The following is a 16,557-nucleotide window of genomic DNA, read 5'->3' as shown; positions in this document are numbered from 1 at the left end:
CCCACCCGGCTGCGACTACCAGTTCAGGGGGAATATTGACCATCCTGTCGGTGTGCATTCCGGTCTCGGATTCCGGCCGCACGCTGGGGCCGAGCCTGCACTCGATTCTGTTGCAGGACACCGATATCGAGGTGGTGGTGCTGGATAATGCCAGCTCCGACAACACCGGCGCGATCGCGGACTCCTTCGATGATCCCCGAGTTCGCCTGGTGCGCAATGAGGAGGCGTTACCGGTCGGGGAGAACTGGAACAAGGCGGTATCGCTATCGCACGGCCGGTTCGTGAAAGTGCTGCGCTCGGGCGACATCCTGCTGGCCGGTGCCTTGGACAAACAGCTGGAAGTGATGGGGGACAATGGAATTGCCCTGTGCGCCTCGCAATTCGAGATACTCGATGAGCGCGGCGTGGTCGAGGGCACCGGGCTGGGATTGCCGGGCCTGATCGGTTCGCGGGATGTCCGCACGGTCATGCGGACCCTCGTCCGTCGGGGTCCGGCCGTCTTCGGACCCACCGGTGCGGCCATGTTCCGCCGGGCGGATTTTGATCGGGTCGGCGGTTTCCGCGGGAATCTGGCGCTCCCCATGGATGTCGATCTGTTCGCCCGGGTGTGCGCCTTCGGCCGATTCTTCGGAATGCCGGAAGTCCTGGCGGCCTGGCGTGATTCGACCTACCGGCTGCGCGCCGAGATCACCACTGTCGCGCAGCTGACCGAGCTGCTGCGATTCCAGCACCGCCTCGGTGCGGAGTATCCGGAGCTGATCGGGCGCGGTGCGATATTCAGCGGTGATCTCCGGCTGGCGCGCGCCGCCGCCGAACGAGTGCGCGGTCGCGCCGCCGCGACGGCCATGCGCCGTCCGCAGCTGCGCCCCTGACAGCCGTGTGGCCCCGGCACTCGGTCCGGGGCCACACGATTTCGAAGTCTCAGATTGTCCAGAGCGGGCCGTAGGTGGTCACCGAGTCGCCATGACCGGTGATGACGCGGACCCACGGGCGAATGGTGACCTGGCCCAGTACGCCGGTGACAGTGGCGTGCAGCCCCGACATCTGGATGTACCCCTCGGAGCCGTAGACATCACCGCCCGCGGCCTCGACGTCCTTGATGCCCGGTCCGAAACCGGCGGCGAGCTCGATGCCGATCGTCGGAATCAGGTTATTGATGACCAGTTTCGGTGCATCGCCGACCTCCGCGCCGAGGCTCGGCGACGACCATGAGAACCGGAGCTTCCCGTCCAGCGTGGCGGGATAGCCGACCTGATAGCCGAGGGTGATGCGCCCGGACCAGGCGTCGGAATTCGGGCCGGTCACATGGAAGGCGGCCTTGCCGTCGTGGAACCATTCCCGGGTCAGCGGGTTGCCGTCCAGCGGTGACACGAAGTTGATGTGGGTATCGGATTGGATCGCCTCGACAGTTCGATCCTGCCGGTCGAGGATGGAGCTGGTGCTGTCGATATCGGCGGCCGAGGTGCTGGTGCCCATGGCCAGCCCGACGACGGCCAGCGCGACGGCGGCCGTGGTGCGCGAGGTGACGCGCTGCTTCGAACCCTTCAACATTTCCCCAAATCCCCTCATCAGGTGTGACGACGCGTAAGGCATACGCGCACAAAGAATTTCCCCACTATCGTGCGTTTTCCGGCCTGTCGGTTACGGTGGCTCGGGTATGTCCACCACCCACCTCCCGTCGAGTTCGGGCCACAGCGACCGCACCTCGGACAGCAGGTCGGGCAGCGTCAGGAACACGCGATCCGGAAGCGCGGCAATGAGCTCGGCCGGAGCGATGATCGGAATGTTGGTGCCGGGCATGCGGCGGCCCTGTTTGGCGGGTGAGGCGTCGGCCACCGCGGTCAGCAGTCCGCGATGCACCCCGGCCAGGTACAGGAGCGCAACGGTGCGCGATGCCGCACCATAAGCGTAAACCCTTCTGGCTGAATGTGTTTCGCTCTCCAGCCAGCTTCGAAGGGCGCGAGCCTGTCGATCGGCGGCCCGTTGCAGGCCCCGGACCACCTCGGGGTCGGTCATTTCGGACTCGGCGGCCAGGATGGCGGCCACGGCGGCATCGGGTTCGATTGGCGACGAATCGGTTTCGGTGGGGGTATGCACCGCGGCGACGAGTACGGTCCCGCCGTACAGATCGAACTCCCAGGCCGTGGCGACGGTCATGCCCGCATCGGCCAGCAGTCGCTGGACCACGGCCAAGGTGTAATAGGCGAAATGCCCGTGCCGCAAGGCATTCCACTGACCCTGCGTGACAATCGCGTGCAGCGAATGAAACTGCAAGAGCAGCACACCGCTGGGCGCGGTGGCCGCCGCTCGCCGTGCGAAGGCCGCGCGCTGATCGGGCTCGTGCATGATCCCGAAGCAGTCGATCACCACATCCGCGGTCGCCTCGGTCTCGGTGCAGTCGCGAGTCTCCGTCTCGGTGTAGTCGCGAGTCTCCGTCTCGGTGCGGCCGCGCTCGGCCAGCAAGGGTAGCCAGCTGCCGCCGTGCGGACTGCCGAATTCACGTGCGGTGCCGCCGCGCAACCAGCCCGCGGCCTCGACCCGGGTCAGCGCGTCGGCGGCCTGATCGCGCAGCGCCCGCGGCTCCACCCCGCGCGGCTCGGCGGTCACCGTATCGTCCTCGGCGAGCTGGGCCAGCCCGCACGCCGGGCATAGGTCCATGGCGAGCGGATGTGTCGCCTCGGCCTCGCCGCCGACCTCGTCCAGTTTCGGAAAATGGTCTGCCGCAGGCATTTTGCCCAGATCGAGGACCCGGATCAGGGATCCGGCGCCACATCCGCGACATCCTCGCGTCGTCTCGATACTCATGGCACGATGGCCCGGTGCGCATCGAACCGACCGAGCTCGCCGACGTACTGGTCTTGACGCCGCAGCCGCATCGAGACGGCCGCGGCCTGTTCACCCGCACCTTCGACGCCCAGGAGTTCGACGCGTATCTCGGCGTGCCCGGGCTGTCCGCCACCTTCGTGCAGGATTCGCAGTCGCGGTCCTACCGGGGCGTGGTGCGCGGCCTGCACGGCCGGTCGGGGCGCGGTGAGGCCAAACTGGTGCGCTGCGCGCACGGGGCGGTGCACGACGTGCTGGTGGACATTCGCTCGGACTCGCCGAGCTTCGGGCACCAGCAGGCATTCCTGCTGGACGACACGGACTTCCGCCACCTGTACGTGCCACCCGGCTTCCTGCACGGCTTCCAGGCGCTGAGCCCGGTGGCCGATGTCTGCTACCGCATCGACCGGCCGCACGAGCCGGGCGAGGACCTCGGCGTGGCCTACGACGATGCCGATCTGGCCATCGCCTGGCCGCAACCGGTCACCGTGGTGTCCGATCGCGATGCGGGAGCCGGATCCTGGCGGCAGCTGCTCACCGCCTTCGGACTCGACTCCGAAGGACTGACCCACCTCAGGCCCCGATCCTGACCCGGCGCAGCGCATCGTCCAGTTCGCCCGCGGCCTTGAGCGCCTGCAGGCGTGCCAGCCTGGTGTAGCGCTGGAAGAAGTCGTCGTGCGTGAGTCCGCGCTCGATGTACTCCCGGTACAGTTCGGCGGCCCCCTCGGGAATGCTCCATTGCGCCTCGAAGCCCAATTCGGCTCGGGCATAGGAGAAGTCCACGCGATAGGAGCGCGGGTCCGCGCCGCTTTCGCCGGTGATCACCAGCTTCGCATCGGGCACCACGTCGACCACCGACTGCGCGATCTCGGCAACGGTGAGATTGTTCTTCTCCGTGCCGACGTTGTAGGCCCGGCAGTAGATCGCCTCGACGGGTGCGCTCAAGCAGGTGGCGAAGGCCTGCGCGATGTCCAGTGCGTGCACCAGCGGCCGCCACGGGGTGCCGTCCGAGAGCACCTTCACCTCGCCGGTGAGCGTGGCGTACCCGACCAGATTATTGAGCACGATATCGGCGCGCAGTCGCGGTGAGAACCCGAAAGCCGTGGCATTGCGCAGGAATACGGGCGCGAAACCGGAATCGGCGATGGCCGCTACGTCGTCCTCCACCCGCACCTTGGATTCGGCGTACGGGGTGAGCGGGCGCAGGGGCGCGTCCTCGGTTACCAGGTCGTCCCCGGCGGCCCCGTACACCGAGCAGGTCGATGCGTACAGAAAACGCTGTACCCCAGCCTGTTTCGCGAGCCGGGCCAGCCGGACCGACGCGTGATGGTTGATGTCATAGGTGATCTGCGGGGCGAGCGCGCCCAGCGGATCATTCGACAGCGCCGCCAGATGCACGACCGCGTCGAAGCCCGCCAATTGCGCGGCGGTCACATCGCGCAGATCCATGGTGATGGTCGGCGGTGCGGGGGGAGCCGCGCCGAGCACGCAGTCGGCGAAATAGCCGCTGTCCAGTCCGGTCACCTCGTGCCCGGCCGCCTGCAAGACCGGCACCATGACCGTTCCCAGATACCCCTGATGCCCTGTGACGAGCACGCGCATGGTCATGCACCTCCGAAAGTAATGGTGGCCTTGTCGAGCAGGAATGCCTCGGCGTGCGGTGCGCGGCACTGCACGCCGCGCAGCCGGGACAGGGCGAGGAAGGACTGTTCGTCGAACCAGTCCCGATTGCGTTGGGACGGATAATGTTTCATCAGCAGCTCGGCCTTGAACTCGGCATATCCGACGGGCAGCGGATGGAATACGGTCGGTTGCGGAGTGTCGGTCTCCCACTTGAGGATCTCGTACCTCAGCACGAGGTGATCACGAAATTCGGTGAGGACCAACTCGGCCAGCATCCGGTGATCCTGATGCGCGTCACCGCGCTGCGGGGCGAACACCAGATCGGCATTGCTGCCCCGGCGCAGCGCCCCCATCGCATCCTTGACCCGCTCCCAGTGCGCGGGCGCGTACCCGTCCGGCACATCCAGGATGCGCAGATCCAGATCCGCTCCGGGACAGAAGGATTCCAGGGCGGATTGCTCCTCGTAGGCGCGGTCCGTGCCCGCTCCGGACAGCACCAGGGCCCGGATGCGCAGTCCGGGAACCGCATTCGCCAGCGTCAGCAGGGTGCCACCGAGTCCGATGGCCAGATCGTCGCAATGCGCGGCCAGCAGAGCGATCTCACGGACGCTTCCCGTGTCGAGTCGGATCATGCGCCGGAGTTCTCCCACACCATCCAGGGACGGTCGCCGGTCTGGTAGCCGATATCGAGTTCGGCACGCTCCTTGAAGGTGTCGGCCGGCTTCCAGAAACCGTGATACTGATAGCCGAACAGGCGGCCCTGCGCGGCCAGTGCGCCGCAGCCGTCCTCCACCAGGTCGCCGCCCGGCGGTATGTGCTCGAAGACCTCCGGGGTGAGCACGAAATAGCCGCCGTTCTCCCAGATCGGCAGTTGGGAGACCGGAGTGATGTTCTTGACCTCCCCGGCGGAACTGACATCCACACAGTGGAAGGAGGATTGCGGCGGCACGATCATCATGGCGGCCGCGGCCCCGGAGTCCTGGAAGTCGCCGATCATGTCGTTCAGCGGGGCGTCGGTGAGCACATCGGCGTAGTTGGCCAGGAAGTAGGGCTCGCCCTGAACATGCCCGCGCACTCGGCGCAGTCGTTCACCGATGGGCGATTCCACGCCGGTGTCGACGAAGGTGATGGTCCAGTCGCTGATATCGGATTGCAGCAGTTCGACCTTGCCGCCCCGAATCACGAAGTCATTGGACACCGACTCCTGATAGGTGAGGAAGAAGTTCTTGATGTGGGCCGCGCCGTAGCCCAGGCACAGCACGAAGTCCTTATGTCCGAAGTGCGCGTAGTACCGCATGACATGCCAGATCAGCGGGCGCGGGCCCACCATCTGCATGGGCTTGGGGAGACCGTCCTCCGAGCCATTGCGCATGCGCATGCCATAACCGCCGCAGAATAGTACGACCTTCACTTCGCTTGCCTTCCTGCATGTTCCGGTGCGGCGGCATCATTGGGCGTCGCGGAGTTCTCGGCCTTCAGATCGGCCTGGTGGAGCTGGGGGAGGGGGTAGACCAGTTCGCCGCCCCACTCGGCGATATGCCGCAGCTGGGCGGTGATCTCGGTTTCGAGGTTCCAGGGCAGGACCACCACCACATCCGGACGGTCCGCGTCGATGCGTTCCGGTTCATGTATCGGGATGCGGGTGCCCGGCGTGAATCGCCCGTGTTTGTACGGGTTTCGGTCCACGGTGTACTCGAGCAGGTCGGTGCGGATGCCGCAGTAGTTGAGGAGGGTATTGCCTTTACCGGGTGCGCCGTAGCCGACCACGCGCTTACCGGATGCCTTGGCGTCCAAGAGGAATCGCAAGAGTTCCTGGCGCACGAGTTCGGTGCGCGGGCGTAGCTCGAGGTAGCCGTCGACCTCATGCAGACCGGCCTCGGCCTCGAGGCGCAGGACCTCCGCCACCCGCTCGCCCAGTTCGGCGACGGCATCGGGCCGCGCCCAGATGCGTAGCGAACCGCCGTGTGTGCCAAGCAGTTCCACGTCCACGATGGTGAGACCCGCTCCGGCCAGGGCCCGCTGTGCGGATAGCACCGTGTAGTACTGGAAGTGCTCGTGATAGATGGTGTCGAACTGGCCCAGCGTCACCAGCGGGAGCGCGTGATGCACCTCGATGGAGAGCCAGCCGTCGTCGGCGAGCAGTCCGCGCAGCGAGCGCGTGAAACCGCGTAGGTCGGGGATGTGGGCGTAGACATTATTGGCCACCACCAGATTCGCCGGTCCGTGCTCGGCCCGCACCCGGCTCGCCAACTCCTCGTCGAGGAAGGCCGTGACCGTCGGTACGCCCTTCTCCCGGGCCGCCGCACCGACATTCACCGATGGTTCGATGCCGAGGCAGGGGATGCCCGCGCTGACGGCGTGCTGTAGCAAGTAGCCGTCATTGCTCGCCACTTCAACTATGAAACATTCATCGTTCAGCTTTAGTCGTTCGATTGCCTGCTCCACGAAGAGCTTCGCATGTCGAACCCAGCTGTCCGAATATGAGGAGAAATAGGCGTATTCGGTGAAAGTTTCCTCCGGAGTGATCAATGCCGGAATCTGCAGCAGTAGGCAGTCCTGGCATAACCGCAGGTGCAGCGGGTAGGTGGGCTCGGGCAGATCCAGCTCCGCGGCGGTGAGGAACTTCTCGCAAGGGGGTGTCGCACCCAGGTCGAGAACGCTGATCAGACGATCGGACTCACAAAGACGGCATTGCACGCGAAATCCCCACCTTCCACCGCGACCACGGCCCGGCTTCGAGAAACGTCGACTGCACTGTGGTCGGCACGATTCGGCCTTACGTTACAACAGGTTTGAGCTGGGCCGCCGTGCTCCGGAGATGAGCGGGTGGCGCACGGGAAGTGAATTTCTGCGACTCACAGAAGGGGGCGTTCGTTCGGCTAACTCTCGAGACTTGCAAACCAAGGGTTACATGCCTCGGGGTATCCCTGTCCAGTAGTGATGGACCTGCGATTATTCGAATAGGGGAAATGAGGGGAAACGGATAAGAAACCGGTTGCGACGGAACCCGCTATTTTTTGGAAACATTGGCGGCCCGCAATTTTCAGGTTCCGGTGTGCCGGTCCGGGTGTAACATTCGGCATCTGGTCCCCGAAAGACTCGGTGGTTCCAGTGGTTTGCCGCGATCCGGAGACCCTTGGAGTCGGGTCTACTCGTTTCGTGGAACTGGTCAGTGGGGATCGGAACCGAGTTCTTCCCGTGGGGGAGGTGCGTTCGTTTCATGAACTTCGAATATCTGATGTCGGCGCTGCTTTTGGGCGCGATCATTCTGATTGCCCAGCAGTGGCTGTGGCGTGAGTACGGTCGGCTACCGTCGATCCGCCGGGGCGTCTTCGATTTCTGTTTCGCGCTGGCGGCGCTGGTCGCCGTCGCGCCCGCGCTGGTCGGCATCGCGGTGGCGGTCAAGGCCACCAGTCGCGGTCCGGTGCTGCATCTTTCCGAGCGGGTCGGGCGTGATGGCCGGGCATTCCGGTTGATCACGTTCCGCAGTGTGTACGTGGAGCGCGGGTTCGTCGATGGGGTGTACCTATCCGGGTTCGAGAGCGCCGAGCGGGTGACTCCGGTGGGCCGGGTGATCCGCAGATACGGTCTCGACGAGCTACCCCGGGTCGTCAATGCGCTGCGCGGGGACATCCGCATGGCGGGTCCGCGAGGGCGGGTGCCGAGGGAGGTCTGACCTGCGGGGAAGCGGTTACTGACGCATCAAGTGAACATTATTTACTAATACCCGTTCACAAACCCTGGTGTGTTGTGGTTCACTTCTGCGGAACGTGTTCCAAAGGAGGTACCCGTGTCCGCGCCGTCCATCCCCACCGGGTTCGATTTCACCGATCCCGACCTGCTCGCCAAGCGTCTGCCCGTCGAGGAATTCGCTGAACTCCGCCGCTCGTCCGCCATCGCCTGGGTTCCTCAGGCCGGCAGCGGCTTCAAGGACGACGGCTACTGGGCCGTCACCAAAATGGATGACATCAAGGAGATCTCGAAGACTCCGGAGGTGTATTCCTCCGAGGAGAACACCGCTGTCATCCGCTTCTACGACGACATCATGCGGGAAGAGATCGAGGTGCAGCGCTTCCTGCTGCTGAACCAGGATCCGCCGCGGCACACCAAGCTGCGCCGCATCGTGTCCAAGGGCTTCACCCCGCGCGCCGTCGAATCGCTGCGCAATGCGCTGCGTGACCGCGCCGAGCGAATCGTGCACGAGGCCAAGAAGACCGGCTCGGGCGACTTCGTCTCCCAGGTCGCCTGCGAGCTGCCGCTCCAGGCCATCGCCGAGCTCATCGGTATCCCCCAGGAAGATCGCGGCAAGATCTTCGACTGGACCAACCAGATGATCTCCTACGACGATCCCGACTTCGACGGTGACCACAAGGTCGCCACCGCCGAGGTCATGGGTTACTCGTGGAACCTGGCCGAAGAGAAGCGCAAGTGCCCCGTCGACCTCGACGGTCACGCCGACATCATGACCACGCTGCTCAATGCCGACGTCGACGGTGAAGCCATGGCCTCGGACGAGTTCGCCTGGTTCGTGATCCTGCTGGCCGTCGCGGGCAATGAGACCACCCGTAATGCCATCACCCACGGCATGAAGGCGTTCGTCGACAACCCGGAGCAGTGGGAAATCTACCGCGAGCAGCGTCCGCGCACCGCTCCGGACGAGATCGTCCGCTGGGCCACCCCGGTCATCGCGTTCCAGCGCACCGTCCTGCAGGACACCGTGCTCAGCGGCCAGGAACTCAAGAAGGGCCAGCGGGTCGGAATGTTCTACTCCGCCGCCAACTTCGACGAGGAAGTGTTCGAGGATCCCTTCTCGTTCAACGTCCTCCGCAACCCGAACCCGCATGTAGGCTTTGGCGGAACCGGCACCCACTTCTGCGTGGGCGCCAACCTGGCCCGCTTGGAAATCGACCTCATGTTCAACGCCATCGCCGACGTGATGCCGAACCTGAGCCAGGTCTCCGACCCCGTGCGGCTGCGCTCCGGCTGGCTGAACGGCATCAAGAGCTGGCAGGTCAAGTACGAATGAGTGACACGCGCCGACGCGGCCGGATACCCGCGGTAAGCGACGCGGATATCCGGCGCGTCGCGCGTGCACTGCTGGTGGAGCAGGGGCCCGACGCAATCACCTTGCGCGCCATCGCACGGGAGCTCGGCATCACCGCTCCCGCCCTCTACCGCTATTACGAATCCCGCGAATCCCTGGTCTCAGCGGTCCGCAGCGACGTCTGCGTGGATCTGGCCGTCGACATGGCCCGCGGCCTCGAGGGCCTCCCCGACGACGCCGCCCTGTGCTTCTTCGCGGTCTGCCGTGGCTTCCGCCACTGGGCCCTCACCCATTCCCGCGAGTTCACCCTGGTCTTCGCCTCGCCGATCAGCGCCGGAATCGGCAGCGCCATGCGCCAATTCGGCGAACCGGTCGGCCGCTTGTTCCTGGAAGCCGCAGGCCGCCTCCTCAGCGAATACGAGATCACCACCCCCGCAACCGAACTCATCCCTCCCGAACTCCGCGAGGACCTGATCCTCTTCCAAACCGAGCTCCTCCGAGTCCTCTCCGACTCCGGGCAGAAGTTCCCCGCGGAGAAGCTGGACCTCGGCGTCAGCTACGTGATGATCCAGTTCTGGGCCCGGTTGTACGGCCACGTAACCCTCGAGGTCTTCGGCAACTACCCCATCCACATCTCCCACCCCGACGCACTCTTCGACGCCACCCTCACCGACATCGGCCGAACCATCGGCCTGGTCAGCGGCTGACCGCCACCACCCTGCGCGAGTAGTCCGAACACTGGACAATGGTTCAGTGTCATCCCCTTTCGCTCCGAATGCTGGTTCACCATGATCAAATGCCGGGTGGCAAACACGCGGTGAGCGGAGGGAATTCGGAAGAATTGGTTGGTCACGCGGAATGGCGGCTTTGGGGAGATTAGGGTGAAAGGGTGACGGAGTCTGCGGATCGAAGGGCCGGGCTGTGAGTTCACTGGTGAAGCGGAGATTCGAGTTGACGCTGTATGGGCGGCTCGATGGGGACCAGTTGGATGGGCTGCGGCGCGATCTAGGGCTTGTCGGGGTGGGGGGAATAGGGGATCCGGTCGGGACCGAATTGGGGCGGCGGATCGAACGGGATCCGCGGCACGGGGCGGTGACGGTGGCGGTGCTGACGCTTTCGCGCATCGGGGTGCATGAATGGTTGATCGCCATCGACGCGATGCCGCGCTCGGATATCTCCGAATGGGAGCGGCTCGCCGAAATCGGCGCTGCTGCGGCGGGACTCGTGGTCGCCGAGCGGTTTGCCGACGAGCCGCGCCACCGGCTGGAGGAAGCCCTGCTCGGACCGGACGAGGGGCAGGGGCCCGGCCCGGAACCCATGGAACGCCCCGCTGCCGCGCGTCGGCCTCGGCCAGTGCCCGGTGAGTGGAAAGTGTTGGACGACAACGAGATCGTGGATCTGGCCGAGCGGCTGCAACGGTTCACGTGGTCGTGGCGCGTCGACGACATGCTGAAACTGGGGGAGGAGTTCGGCTGGGCGGTCGGGTCCCGGGGGAGTGGACGGCTGACGCTCGATACCGGGTTGGGCACTGCCGACAGTTATCTGCACTTCCACGGGATCGATGTGGACTGCATCGATATCGCTGTCACTTCTCGGGTGGTGGCGGACGATGCCGGGAACGAACGATTGCGCGATACGTTCACCCGGGTGGCGGCTCTTTTGTCCGCCTCTCTGGGCAAACCGGTCGATTCGAACCCCTTCGACGCGGTCGAGATCCAGTGGCCCGCAGCGGAAAGCACGCTGGCACTGTCGTACCTTCCGCCTACGGTCCGTCTGGTGCTGACCAGCGACTATGTCGCGGATCGGCCCGATTAGCGATCAGACACTGATTCGCTCTTTCGAATGTTCTTCGTGTAGAACGGGCTCGGCCAGGCCGATCTTCTGCTGCACCCGCTTCAACCAGGCCGGAGCCCACCAACAGCGGTCACCCAGCAGCTTCATCACGGCCGGTACCAGCAGCATTCGCAGGAGCGTCGCATCGATGAACAACGCCGCGATCATGCCGTAGGCGACGTACTGCATCATCACCAGATCCGAGAACGCGAACGCGCCGGTGACCACCAGCAGAATCAATGCGGCGGCGGTGATGATGCCGCCGGTGCGCGCGGTGCCGGTGCGGATGGCCTCCTCGGTGGTCGCGCCGCGAGCACGCGCTTCGACCATGCGGGACACCAGGAATACCTCGTAGTCGGTGGAGAGGCCGTAGACGATCGCGATGATCAGGACCAGGATCGGGGCTTGAATCGGCTGCGGCGTGAAGTGCAGCACGGAGGCGCCGTGGCCGTCGACGAAAATCCAGGTGAGAATGCCGAGCGTGGAACCCAGGCCGAGGGCACTCATGAGCACGGCCTTGATGGGAAGAATGAGGGAGCCGAAGGTCAGGAACATGAGGACCATGGTCAAGAACACGACCAGGATGATCATCATGGGGACCCGGCTGAGCAGGGCGTCGATCGAATCCTTCTGGATGGCGGGAACGCCGCCGACCAGGACGGTCACATCATCGGGGACGTTCATCGACCGGAGATAGTCGATGGTCGGATCGGCGTGACCGGAATCGGTGAGGAAGGCCTTGGTGCGGTACACATCTCGCTCGGCGAGGGACCGCGTGGGAACTTCGAACTTGGCGGCGGTGAGGCCGGGAGCCAGCTTGGCTTGTTCGATCACCGGGCCGATGGCGGTGCTGTCGCCGGAGACGATGACCAGCTCGATCGGATCGGATCTGCGTCCGGGGAAATACGTATCGATCTGTTCCTGCGCTACTCGGGTGGGATAGCCCGGGGGAAGGTACTTCTCGCTGAATCCACCGAACGCCAGATCGCGCATGGGCAGGATCAGCAATATCAAGCCGAGCACCAGCGGAACCGCGATCTCGCGGGGATGCCGCATCACCCACGCCGTGGAACGACCCCAGAATCCGTTCTCGACTCCGGCGACGGTCTGCGTGCGGCGGAATCGCTTGAGGCCCAGCGCATCCACCCACGGGCCGAGAATCGCCAGGGCGGCGGGCAGGATGGTGACGGCCGTCAGCGCGGCCAGGGAGACCGTCGCGATCGCGCCGAATGCCATGGACTTCAGGAAGCCCTGCGGGAACAACAGCATGCCGCCGAGACTGGCCACGATCATGGTGGCCGAGAACAGCACCGTCCGACCAGCGGTCATGACCGAGCGGCGAACCGCCGTCCGAGTGTCGTAGCCTGCGGCCTGCTCCTCGCGGAAGCGGCTCACGATGAACAAGCCGTAGTCGATGGCCAGGCCCAGCCCGATCATCGAAACCACCGAGGAGACAAAGGAATTCACCTCGGTGAAGTTGGTCAGAATCCGCACGATGCCCATCGAGCCGATGATCGTGAGCAGCCCGACGATCAGCGGCAGCGCCGCGGCCACCACTCCGCCGAAAATGAAGAACAGCAGCACCGCCACGGCCGGAATGGCCAGCAGCTCCATGCGGTGGGTATCGGCGGCGATGGTGTCGGTGAGCGCGCCGGAGAGGCCCTGCAACCCACCGACCTGAACCTCCACGCCCGGGATTGCGAACGCGTCCTTCACCTTTCGGTAATTGGCGGCAATCGATGTGTCGTCATCACCGCGAAGTGCGACCGCCGCGATGGCGTGCTGCCGATCGTCCGTCGCCAGCGCCGGCCCATTGATCTTGCCGGTCTCGGTCTTCCAGTACGCGCCATTGATACCCGCGATCTGATCCGGATACCGCTTCGGCAAGCCGTTGAGATTGTCGACGATGGTCTGTCCGAACTCCGGATCATCGACCGTCTTCCCGGCGGGAGCCGTATACAGCACCACGACATCCACATCGTGATTCCGCCCGAACGCCTCATCCGCCAGCCGCCCGGCCATGGCCGACTCGGAGGTCGGATCATCGAGCCCGCCCGCATTCAAATGATCCTCAACCCCCAGGCTGTAGGCCCCCAAAGCCAACAACCCAGCCACGACAACCCCGATGACCCCAAACCGCCAGCGGCACACGAGATCACCCCACCGCGCAAATAGATCCATATGTCACGGTAGCAAGCAAGATCTTGTGAAAATCCTATGAGTCGGAATGATCACAGGTCAGATGCGGTTTCCCAACCACGAACGGCCCTAGACCAATTCGACCTCATCGAACCCCACCGTCAGCCGGTGCCGCCGCTCCCGCAGCACTCCGCCCTCACGGTGCACGAGCCCCTCTCCGAAGTCGATGCGCAACTTCGCGGCACGAATGTCCACTTCCCGCACGACTCCACAGATACCGCTGAACGGACCCTCGGGGAAGTAGACGACGTCACCCGGTCCGAACTCTGTCAATCCCACGCCGCCACGATAATCCAAGGTCACTTTCGATACCCGATGCCGGGGATGCGCTGACGGTACTCCGAGCACAGGTACGTCTCGGGCACTTCTTCAGTGATCGGCACGCCATGGACTTCCTTGGACTTGACGGTCAGATACTGCTCCTTCGCATCGCGATGGCAATTCATTCCGAGTTTTGTGCCGTAGTGCGGCGAGTAGTCGGAGTACAGGCAGGTGAAGCAGCAAATCAGGGAAATGCCCGGCGGCAGTAGGGGAGCCAGTCGCGGCAGGCCGCTTTCGAAGTTGTCGCAGTCCGTTTCGTAGGTCGCGTCGCCGATCGTCAGGCAGAGGTGCATGTCGTCGAACTCGGGATCCTCTTTCACTTCGAGGGTGAATCGAATCTTCTCGACGCGACGAACGCCGTTCTCCTCGACCGTGCACGGTACTTCGCCGCCCACTGTGCATTCGGTGAGATCATCGAGACTGTCCAGCGGCAAGACCTCGCGAGCCCGGGGGTCTTCAGGGTCGGGGGACAAGCTGTCGATGTCGTCGCCGCTTACCGGAATCCCGCGCACCACCGTGCGGATCTCGAAGCCATCGCCCGGTCGCCTCTCGTTAGGCTCGATCCGCCACACGATCGGCTCATGACCCCGTTCATCCGCGTAGCTGCCTGGAAACGACCACGGCCCCATCAGTTCCACCACGAAATACATTCTGCCGTCGTTATCTTCAGGTGTTAGTCTGCCTGCTCGCCCATACCGATCGGTTTGGGTGAAGGTGCTCTCGGGGGTAGTTGTGTTCAATTGGTATGTCGGGCTGCTTGCTGTCAGTGGGGTGGTCATGGTGGGTATGGCTGTGATGAAGGACGGGCAGAGCAGCATCTCGCGCAGCCTCAACGGGATCTTCGGGGCCGTCTACCTCGGATATGCCGGATACCTTGCGTTCCTCTTCGACGGCGGCACCTACCTCATCTTCTACCAGGCATTCATCCTGCCGGTCTTGATGGTGGTCAGCTACTTCCGCAACCGGACTCCGCGGGCGAAACTCACTGACACGCAAAAGGCTTGGCGGGAGTATCAGCGGTCGGTGGATAAGTAGTAGGAAGCGACTGGGCGGACGAGTGAGAGACGGGCTGATCTGAATATCTGCAGTTCAGATGGTGTTTTCGCTTCTCTTGCTTGATCATTCGCGGTAGAATTAGCACATGAGTTCGAGCAGTGAAGCATTCACCACAGTGGGGGCCAGTGACCTGGCCGCCGCGGTGAACGCCCTGCTCGAAACCTCCCTCACCGCCGTGCCCGAATCCGGGATCACCGCACTGCTGCGCGAGATCGAAACCAGCACCCGCCGATTGGCGGCCGTCGGGCATCGCCTGATCGTCGAAGCCTGCGAACGCTCGATCCCGCAACGGGTCGGCGCGGGCTCGCCGGTGCGGTACCTGGAGGAAACCTTGCGGCTTTCGCATGCCGATGCGGTGGCGCGGGTAAAGGCCGCCAAGGCGCTGGGCACCTGGCACGACGTCGGTGGTCAGGCATTGGAGGCGATGCTGGCGCACACGGCGAAAGCCCAAGCCGCTGGCGAGATTTCCGCCGATCACGCGCGCGCGATCGCGAAGATCACCGACCGGATCCCGCGCGGGGTGTCGCGCGAGGATCGGGAGGCGGCCGAGCAGATCCTGGTCGAGTTGGCGCGTTCGGCGACACCCGATGACGTGTCGAAGGTCGGGGAGCGGGTCATCGCGCACCTGGACCCGGACGGGACGCTCACCGACGACACCGATCGCGCGCGGATGCGCGGGCTGGTGCTCGGTCGCCAGCGCGCCGATGGCATGTCCCCGATCAAGGGTGAAATCACCCCGATGTTGCGGGCCTTGCTGGATCCGGTGCTCGCGAAGCTGGCGCGCCCGGGCATGTGCAACCCGGATGATCCGCACAGCCCGTGGACCGCTGATGATTCGGTGCCGCGCGAGCAGGTCGAAGAGGCCGCCGCCCGCGACAGCCGGTCGGTGGCGCAACGTAATCATGATGCACTGCAAGCGTTCCTGCGCCCGGAAATGGGCCCGGCCGAACTCGGTTCCCATCGCGGGCTGCCGGTATCCACGGTCATCACCATGAGTGTGGCCGAGTTGGAGCAGACCGCCGGTGTGGTCACCACCGCATCCGGGGGCACGGTGTCGATCCCACAAGCCTTGAAGCTGGCCGAGAAGGCGATGCCGTTCCTGGCACTGTTCGACCACAACAGCATGCCGCTGCACCTGGGGCGCGGGCAGCGACTGGCCAACCCGGCGCAGCGCCTGGCCTTGATCGCCGCCGAGCGCGGGTGCACCCGCCCGGGCTGCAACGCCCCCGCCACGCTCACGGCCGTGCACCACATCAGCGAGTGGGCCGACGGCGGGCACACCGACATCGACAATCTCACCCTCGCGTGCGATCACTGCCATGCCTTGGTCAATGACGGGCCGGGTGGCTGGAAGACGGTGAAGCTGGGTGAGGACTCGGACTTCCCGGGTCGGACGGGGTGGATCGCCCCGGCGCATATCGATCCGACCGGTACGCCCCGAGTGAATCATCGGCACCACGCCAAAGAGTTGCTCGCCCAAGCACAATCACGGATCCGTGCGCGTAATGAACGCGCGGCGCTGTGCCACCGCCAATGGCTGGGGCAACGCACCACCGCCTGAGGAACGTCACCGCCCGTGACGCCGACACCTCCTGTCGGCGGCACGGGCGGTGGTGTGTGCTGGGTCGGCTCGGCCTGCGGCCATCGCTGTCATTTAC

17 protein-coding genes are annotated in these 16,557 nt (G+C 64.8%); 8 read left to right on the top strand and 9 right to left on the bottom strand.

Going from position 1 to position 16,557, the window contains the following annotated elements:
• Positions 1-35: 35 nt before the first annotated feature.
• Positions 36-872, top strand: coding sequence for a glycosyltransferase family 2 protein (locus tag AB0N05_RS27290; RefSeq protein WP_364698828.1), 837 nt, complete (start codon positions 36-38; stop codon positions 870-872).
• Positions 873-921: 49 nt separating this feature from the next.
• On the opposite strand, the gene AB0N05_RS27285 is transcribed toward AB0N05_RS27290, so the two are convergent.
• Entirely contained in the window at positions 922-1,551 is a 630-nt protein-coding gene (locus AB0N05_RS27285; protein ID WP_364698826.1) for an MspA family porin, read from the bottom strand.
• A gap of 90 nt (positions 1,552-1,641) precedes the next feature.
• Entirely contained in the window at positions 1,642-2,805 is a 1,164-nt protein-coding gene (locus AB0N05_RS27280; RefSeq protein WP_364698824.1) for a methyltransferase domain-containing protein, read from the bottom strand.
• A gap of 14 nt (positions 2,806-2,819) precedes the next feature.
• Here AB0N05_RS27280 and AB0N05_RS27275 point away from each other — a divergent pair, with 14 nt between their 5' ends.
• Positions 2,820-3,413, top strand: coding sequence for a dTDP-4-dehydrorhamnose 3,5-epimerase family protein (locus AB0N05_RS27275; protein WP_364698822.1), 594 nt, complete (start codon positions 2,820-2,822; stop codon positions 3,411-3,413).
• Here AB0N05_RS27275 and AB0N05_RS27270 read toward each other — a convergent pair.
• The 4 genes from AB0N05_RS27270 to AB0N05_RS27255 are packed head-to-tail and all read right to left on the bottom strand — an operon-like array spanning position 3,397 to position 7,143.
• Complete coding sequence (locus AB0N05_RS27270) at positions 3,397-4,425, bottom strand: SDR family oxidoreductase (RefSeq protein WP_364698820.1); 1,029 nt, start codon at positions 4,423-4,425, stop codon at positions 3,397-3,399. The genes AB0N05_RS27275 and AB0N05_RS27270 overlap by 17 nt on opposite strands.
• A 2-nt stretch (positions 4,426-4,427) precedes the next feature.
• Positions 4,428-5,078, bottom strand: a complete 651-nt coding sequence (locus AB0N05_RS27265; protein ID WP_364698818.1) for a PIG-L family deacetylase — start codon at positions 5,076-5,078, stop codon at positions 4,428-4,430.
• The gene (locus tag AB0N05_RS27260; RefSeq protein ID WP_364698816.1) at positions 5,075-5,857 is read right to left on the bottom strand and encodes a glucose-1-phosphate cytidylyltransferase; all 783 of its coding nucleotides are present in this window, start codon (positions 5,855-5,857) and stop codon (positions 5,075-5,077) included. Before AB0N05_RS27260 ends, AB0N05_RS27265 begins: the two co-directional genes overlap by 4 nt.
• Complete coding sequence (locus tag AB0N05_RS27255) at positions 5,854-7,143, bottom strand: class I SAM-dependent methyltransferase (RefSeq protein ID WP_364698814.1); 1,290 nt, start codon at positions 7,141-7,143, stop codon at positions 5,854-5,856. Before AB0N05_RS27255 ends, AB0N05_RS27260 begins: the two co-directional genes overlap by 4 nt.
• Before the next feature lie 523 nt (positions 7,144-7,666).
• Between AB0N05_RS27255 and AB0N05_RS27250 the strand changes: the two genes are divergently transcribed.
• The 4 genes from AB0N05_RS27250 (at position 7,667) to AB0N05_RS27235 (ending at position 11,305) form a co-directional block, all read left to right on the top strand.
• Positions 7,667-8,122 (top strand): sugar transferase, encoded by a 456-nt coding sequence (locus AB0N05_RS27250; RefSeq protein WP_364698812.1) that lies wholly within the window; start codon positions 7,667-7,669, stop codon positions 8,120-8,122.
• Positions 8,123-8,236: 114 nt separating this feature from the next.
• The gene (locus tag AB0N05_RS27245) at positions 8,237-9,472 is read left to right on the top strand and encodes a cytochrome P450 (protein ID WP_364698810.1); all 1,236 of its coding nucleotides are present in this window, start codon (positions 8,237-8,239) and stop codon (positions 9,470-9,472) included.
• Positions 9,469-10,197 (top strand): TetR/AcrR family transcriptional regulator, encoded by a 729-nt coding sequence (locus tag AB0N05_RS27240; RefSeq protein ID WP_364698808.1) that lies wholly within the window; start codon positions 9,469-9,471, stop codon positions 10,195-10,197. Before AB0N05_RS27245 ends, AB0N05_RS27240 begins: the two co-directional genes overlap by 4 nt.
• 214 nt (positions 10,198-10,411) lie before the next feature.
• Positions 10,412-11,305 carry a DUF6301 family protein gene (locus AB0N05_RS27235; protein ID WP_364698806.1) on the top strand — a complete coding sequence of 298 codons (894 nt, stop codon included), beginning with the start codon at positions 10,412-10,414 and terminating at the stop codon, positions 11,303-11,305.
• Positions 11,306-11,308: 3 nt separating this feature from the next.
• On the opposite strand, the gene AB0N05_RS27230 is transcribed toward AB0N05_RS27235, so the two are convergent.
• The 3 genes from AB0N05_RS27230 to AB0N05_RS27220 form a co-directional block, all read right to left on the bottom strand.
• Positions 11,309-13,504 carry an MMPL family transporter gene (locus AB0N05_RS27230; protein ID WP_364698804.1) on the bottom strand — a complete coding sequence of 732 codons (2,196 nt, stop codon included), beginning with the start codon at positions 13,502-13,504 and terminating at the stop codon, positions 11,309-11,311.
• Positions 13,505-13,591: 87 nt separating this feature from the next.
• Complete coding sequence (locus AB0N05_RS27225; protein ID WP_364698802.1) at positions 13,592-13,801, bottom strand: hypothetical protein; 210 nt, start codon at positions 13,799-13,801, stop codon at positions 13,592-13,594.
• A gap of 20 nt (positions 13,802-13,821) precedes the next feature.
• Positions 13,822-14,484: a DUF6304 family protein gene (locus tag AB0N05_RS27220; RefSeq protein WP_364698800.1), complete on the bottom strand. Its 663-nt coding sequence runs from the start codon at positions 14,482-14,484 to the stop codon at positions 13,822-13,824.
• Between the two features lie 145 nt (positions 14,485-14,629).
• Here AB0N05_RS27220 and AB0N05_RS27215 point away from each other — a divergent pair, with 145 nt between their 5' ends.
• Both AB0N05_RS27215 and AB0N05_RS27210 read left to right on the top strand, forming a co-directional pair.
• Complete coding sequence (locus AB0N05_RS27215; protein WP_364698798.1) at positions 14,630-14,878, top strand: hypothetical protein; 249 nt, start codon at positions 14,630-14,632, stop codon at positions 14,876-14,878.
• A gap of 106 nt (positions 14,879-14,984) precedes the next feature.
• A complete protein-coding gene (locus tag AB0N05_RS27210; protein ID WP_364698796.1) occupies positions 14,985-16,460 on the top strand; it encodes a DUF222 domain-containing protein in 1,476 nt (491 codons plus the stop codon).
• Positions 16,461-16,557: the final 97 nt, after the last annotated feature.

Origin of the sequence: Nocardia sp. NPDC051030 (genome assembly GCF_040683015.1) — a bacterium.
Lineage (GTDB): Bacteria > Actinomycetota > Actinomycetes > Mycobacteriales > Mycobacteriaceae > Nocardia.
This window is presented reverse-complemented; position numbering and strand designations above follow the sequence as displayed.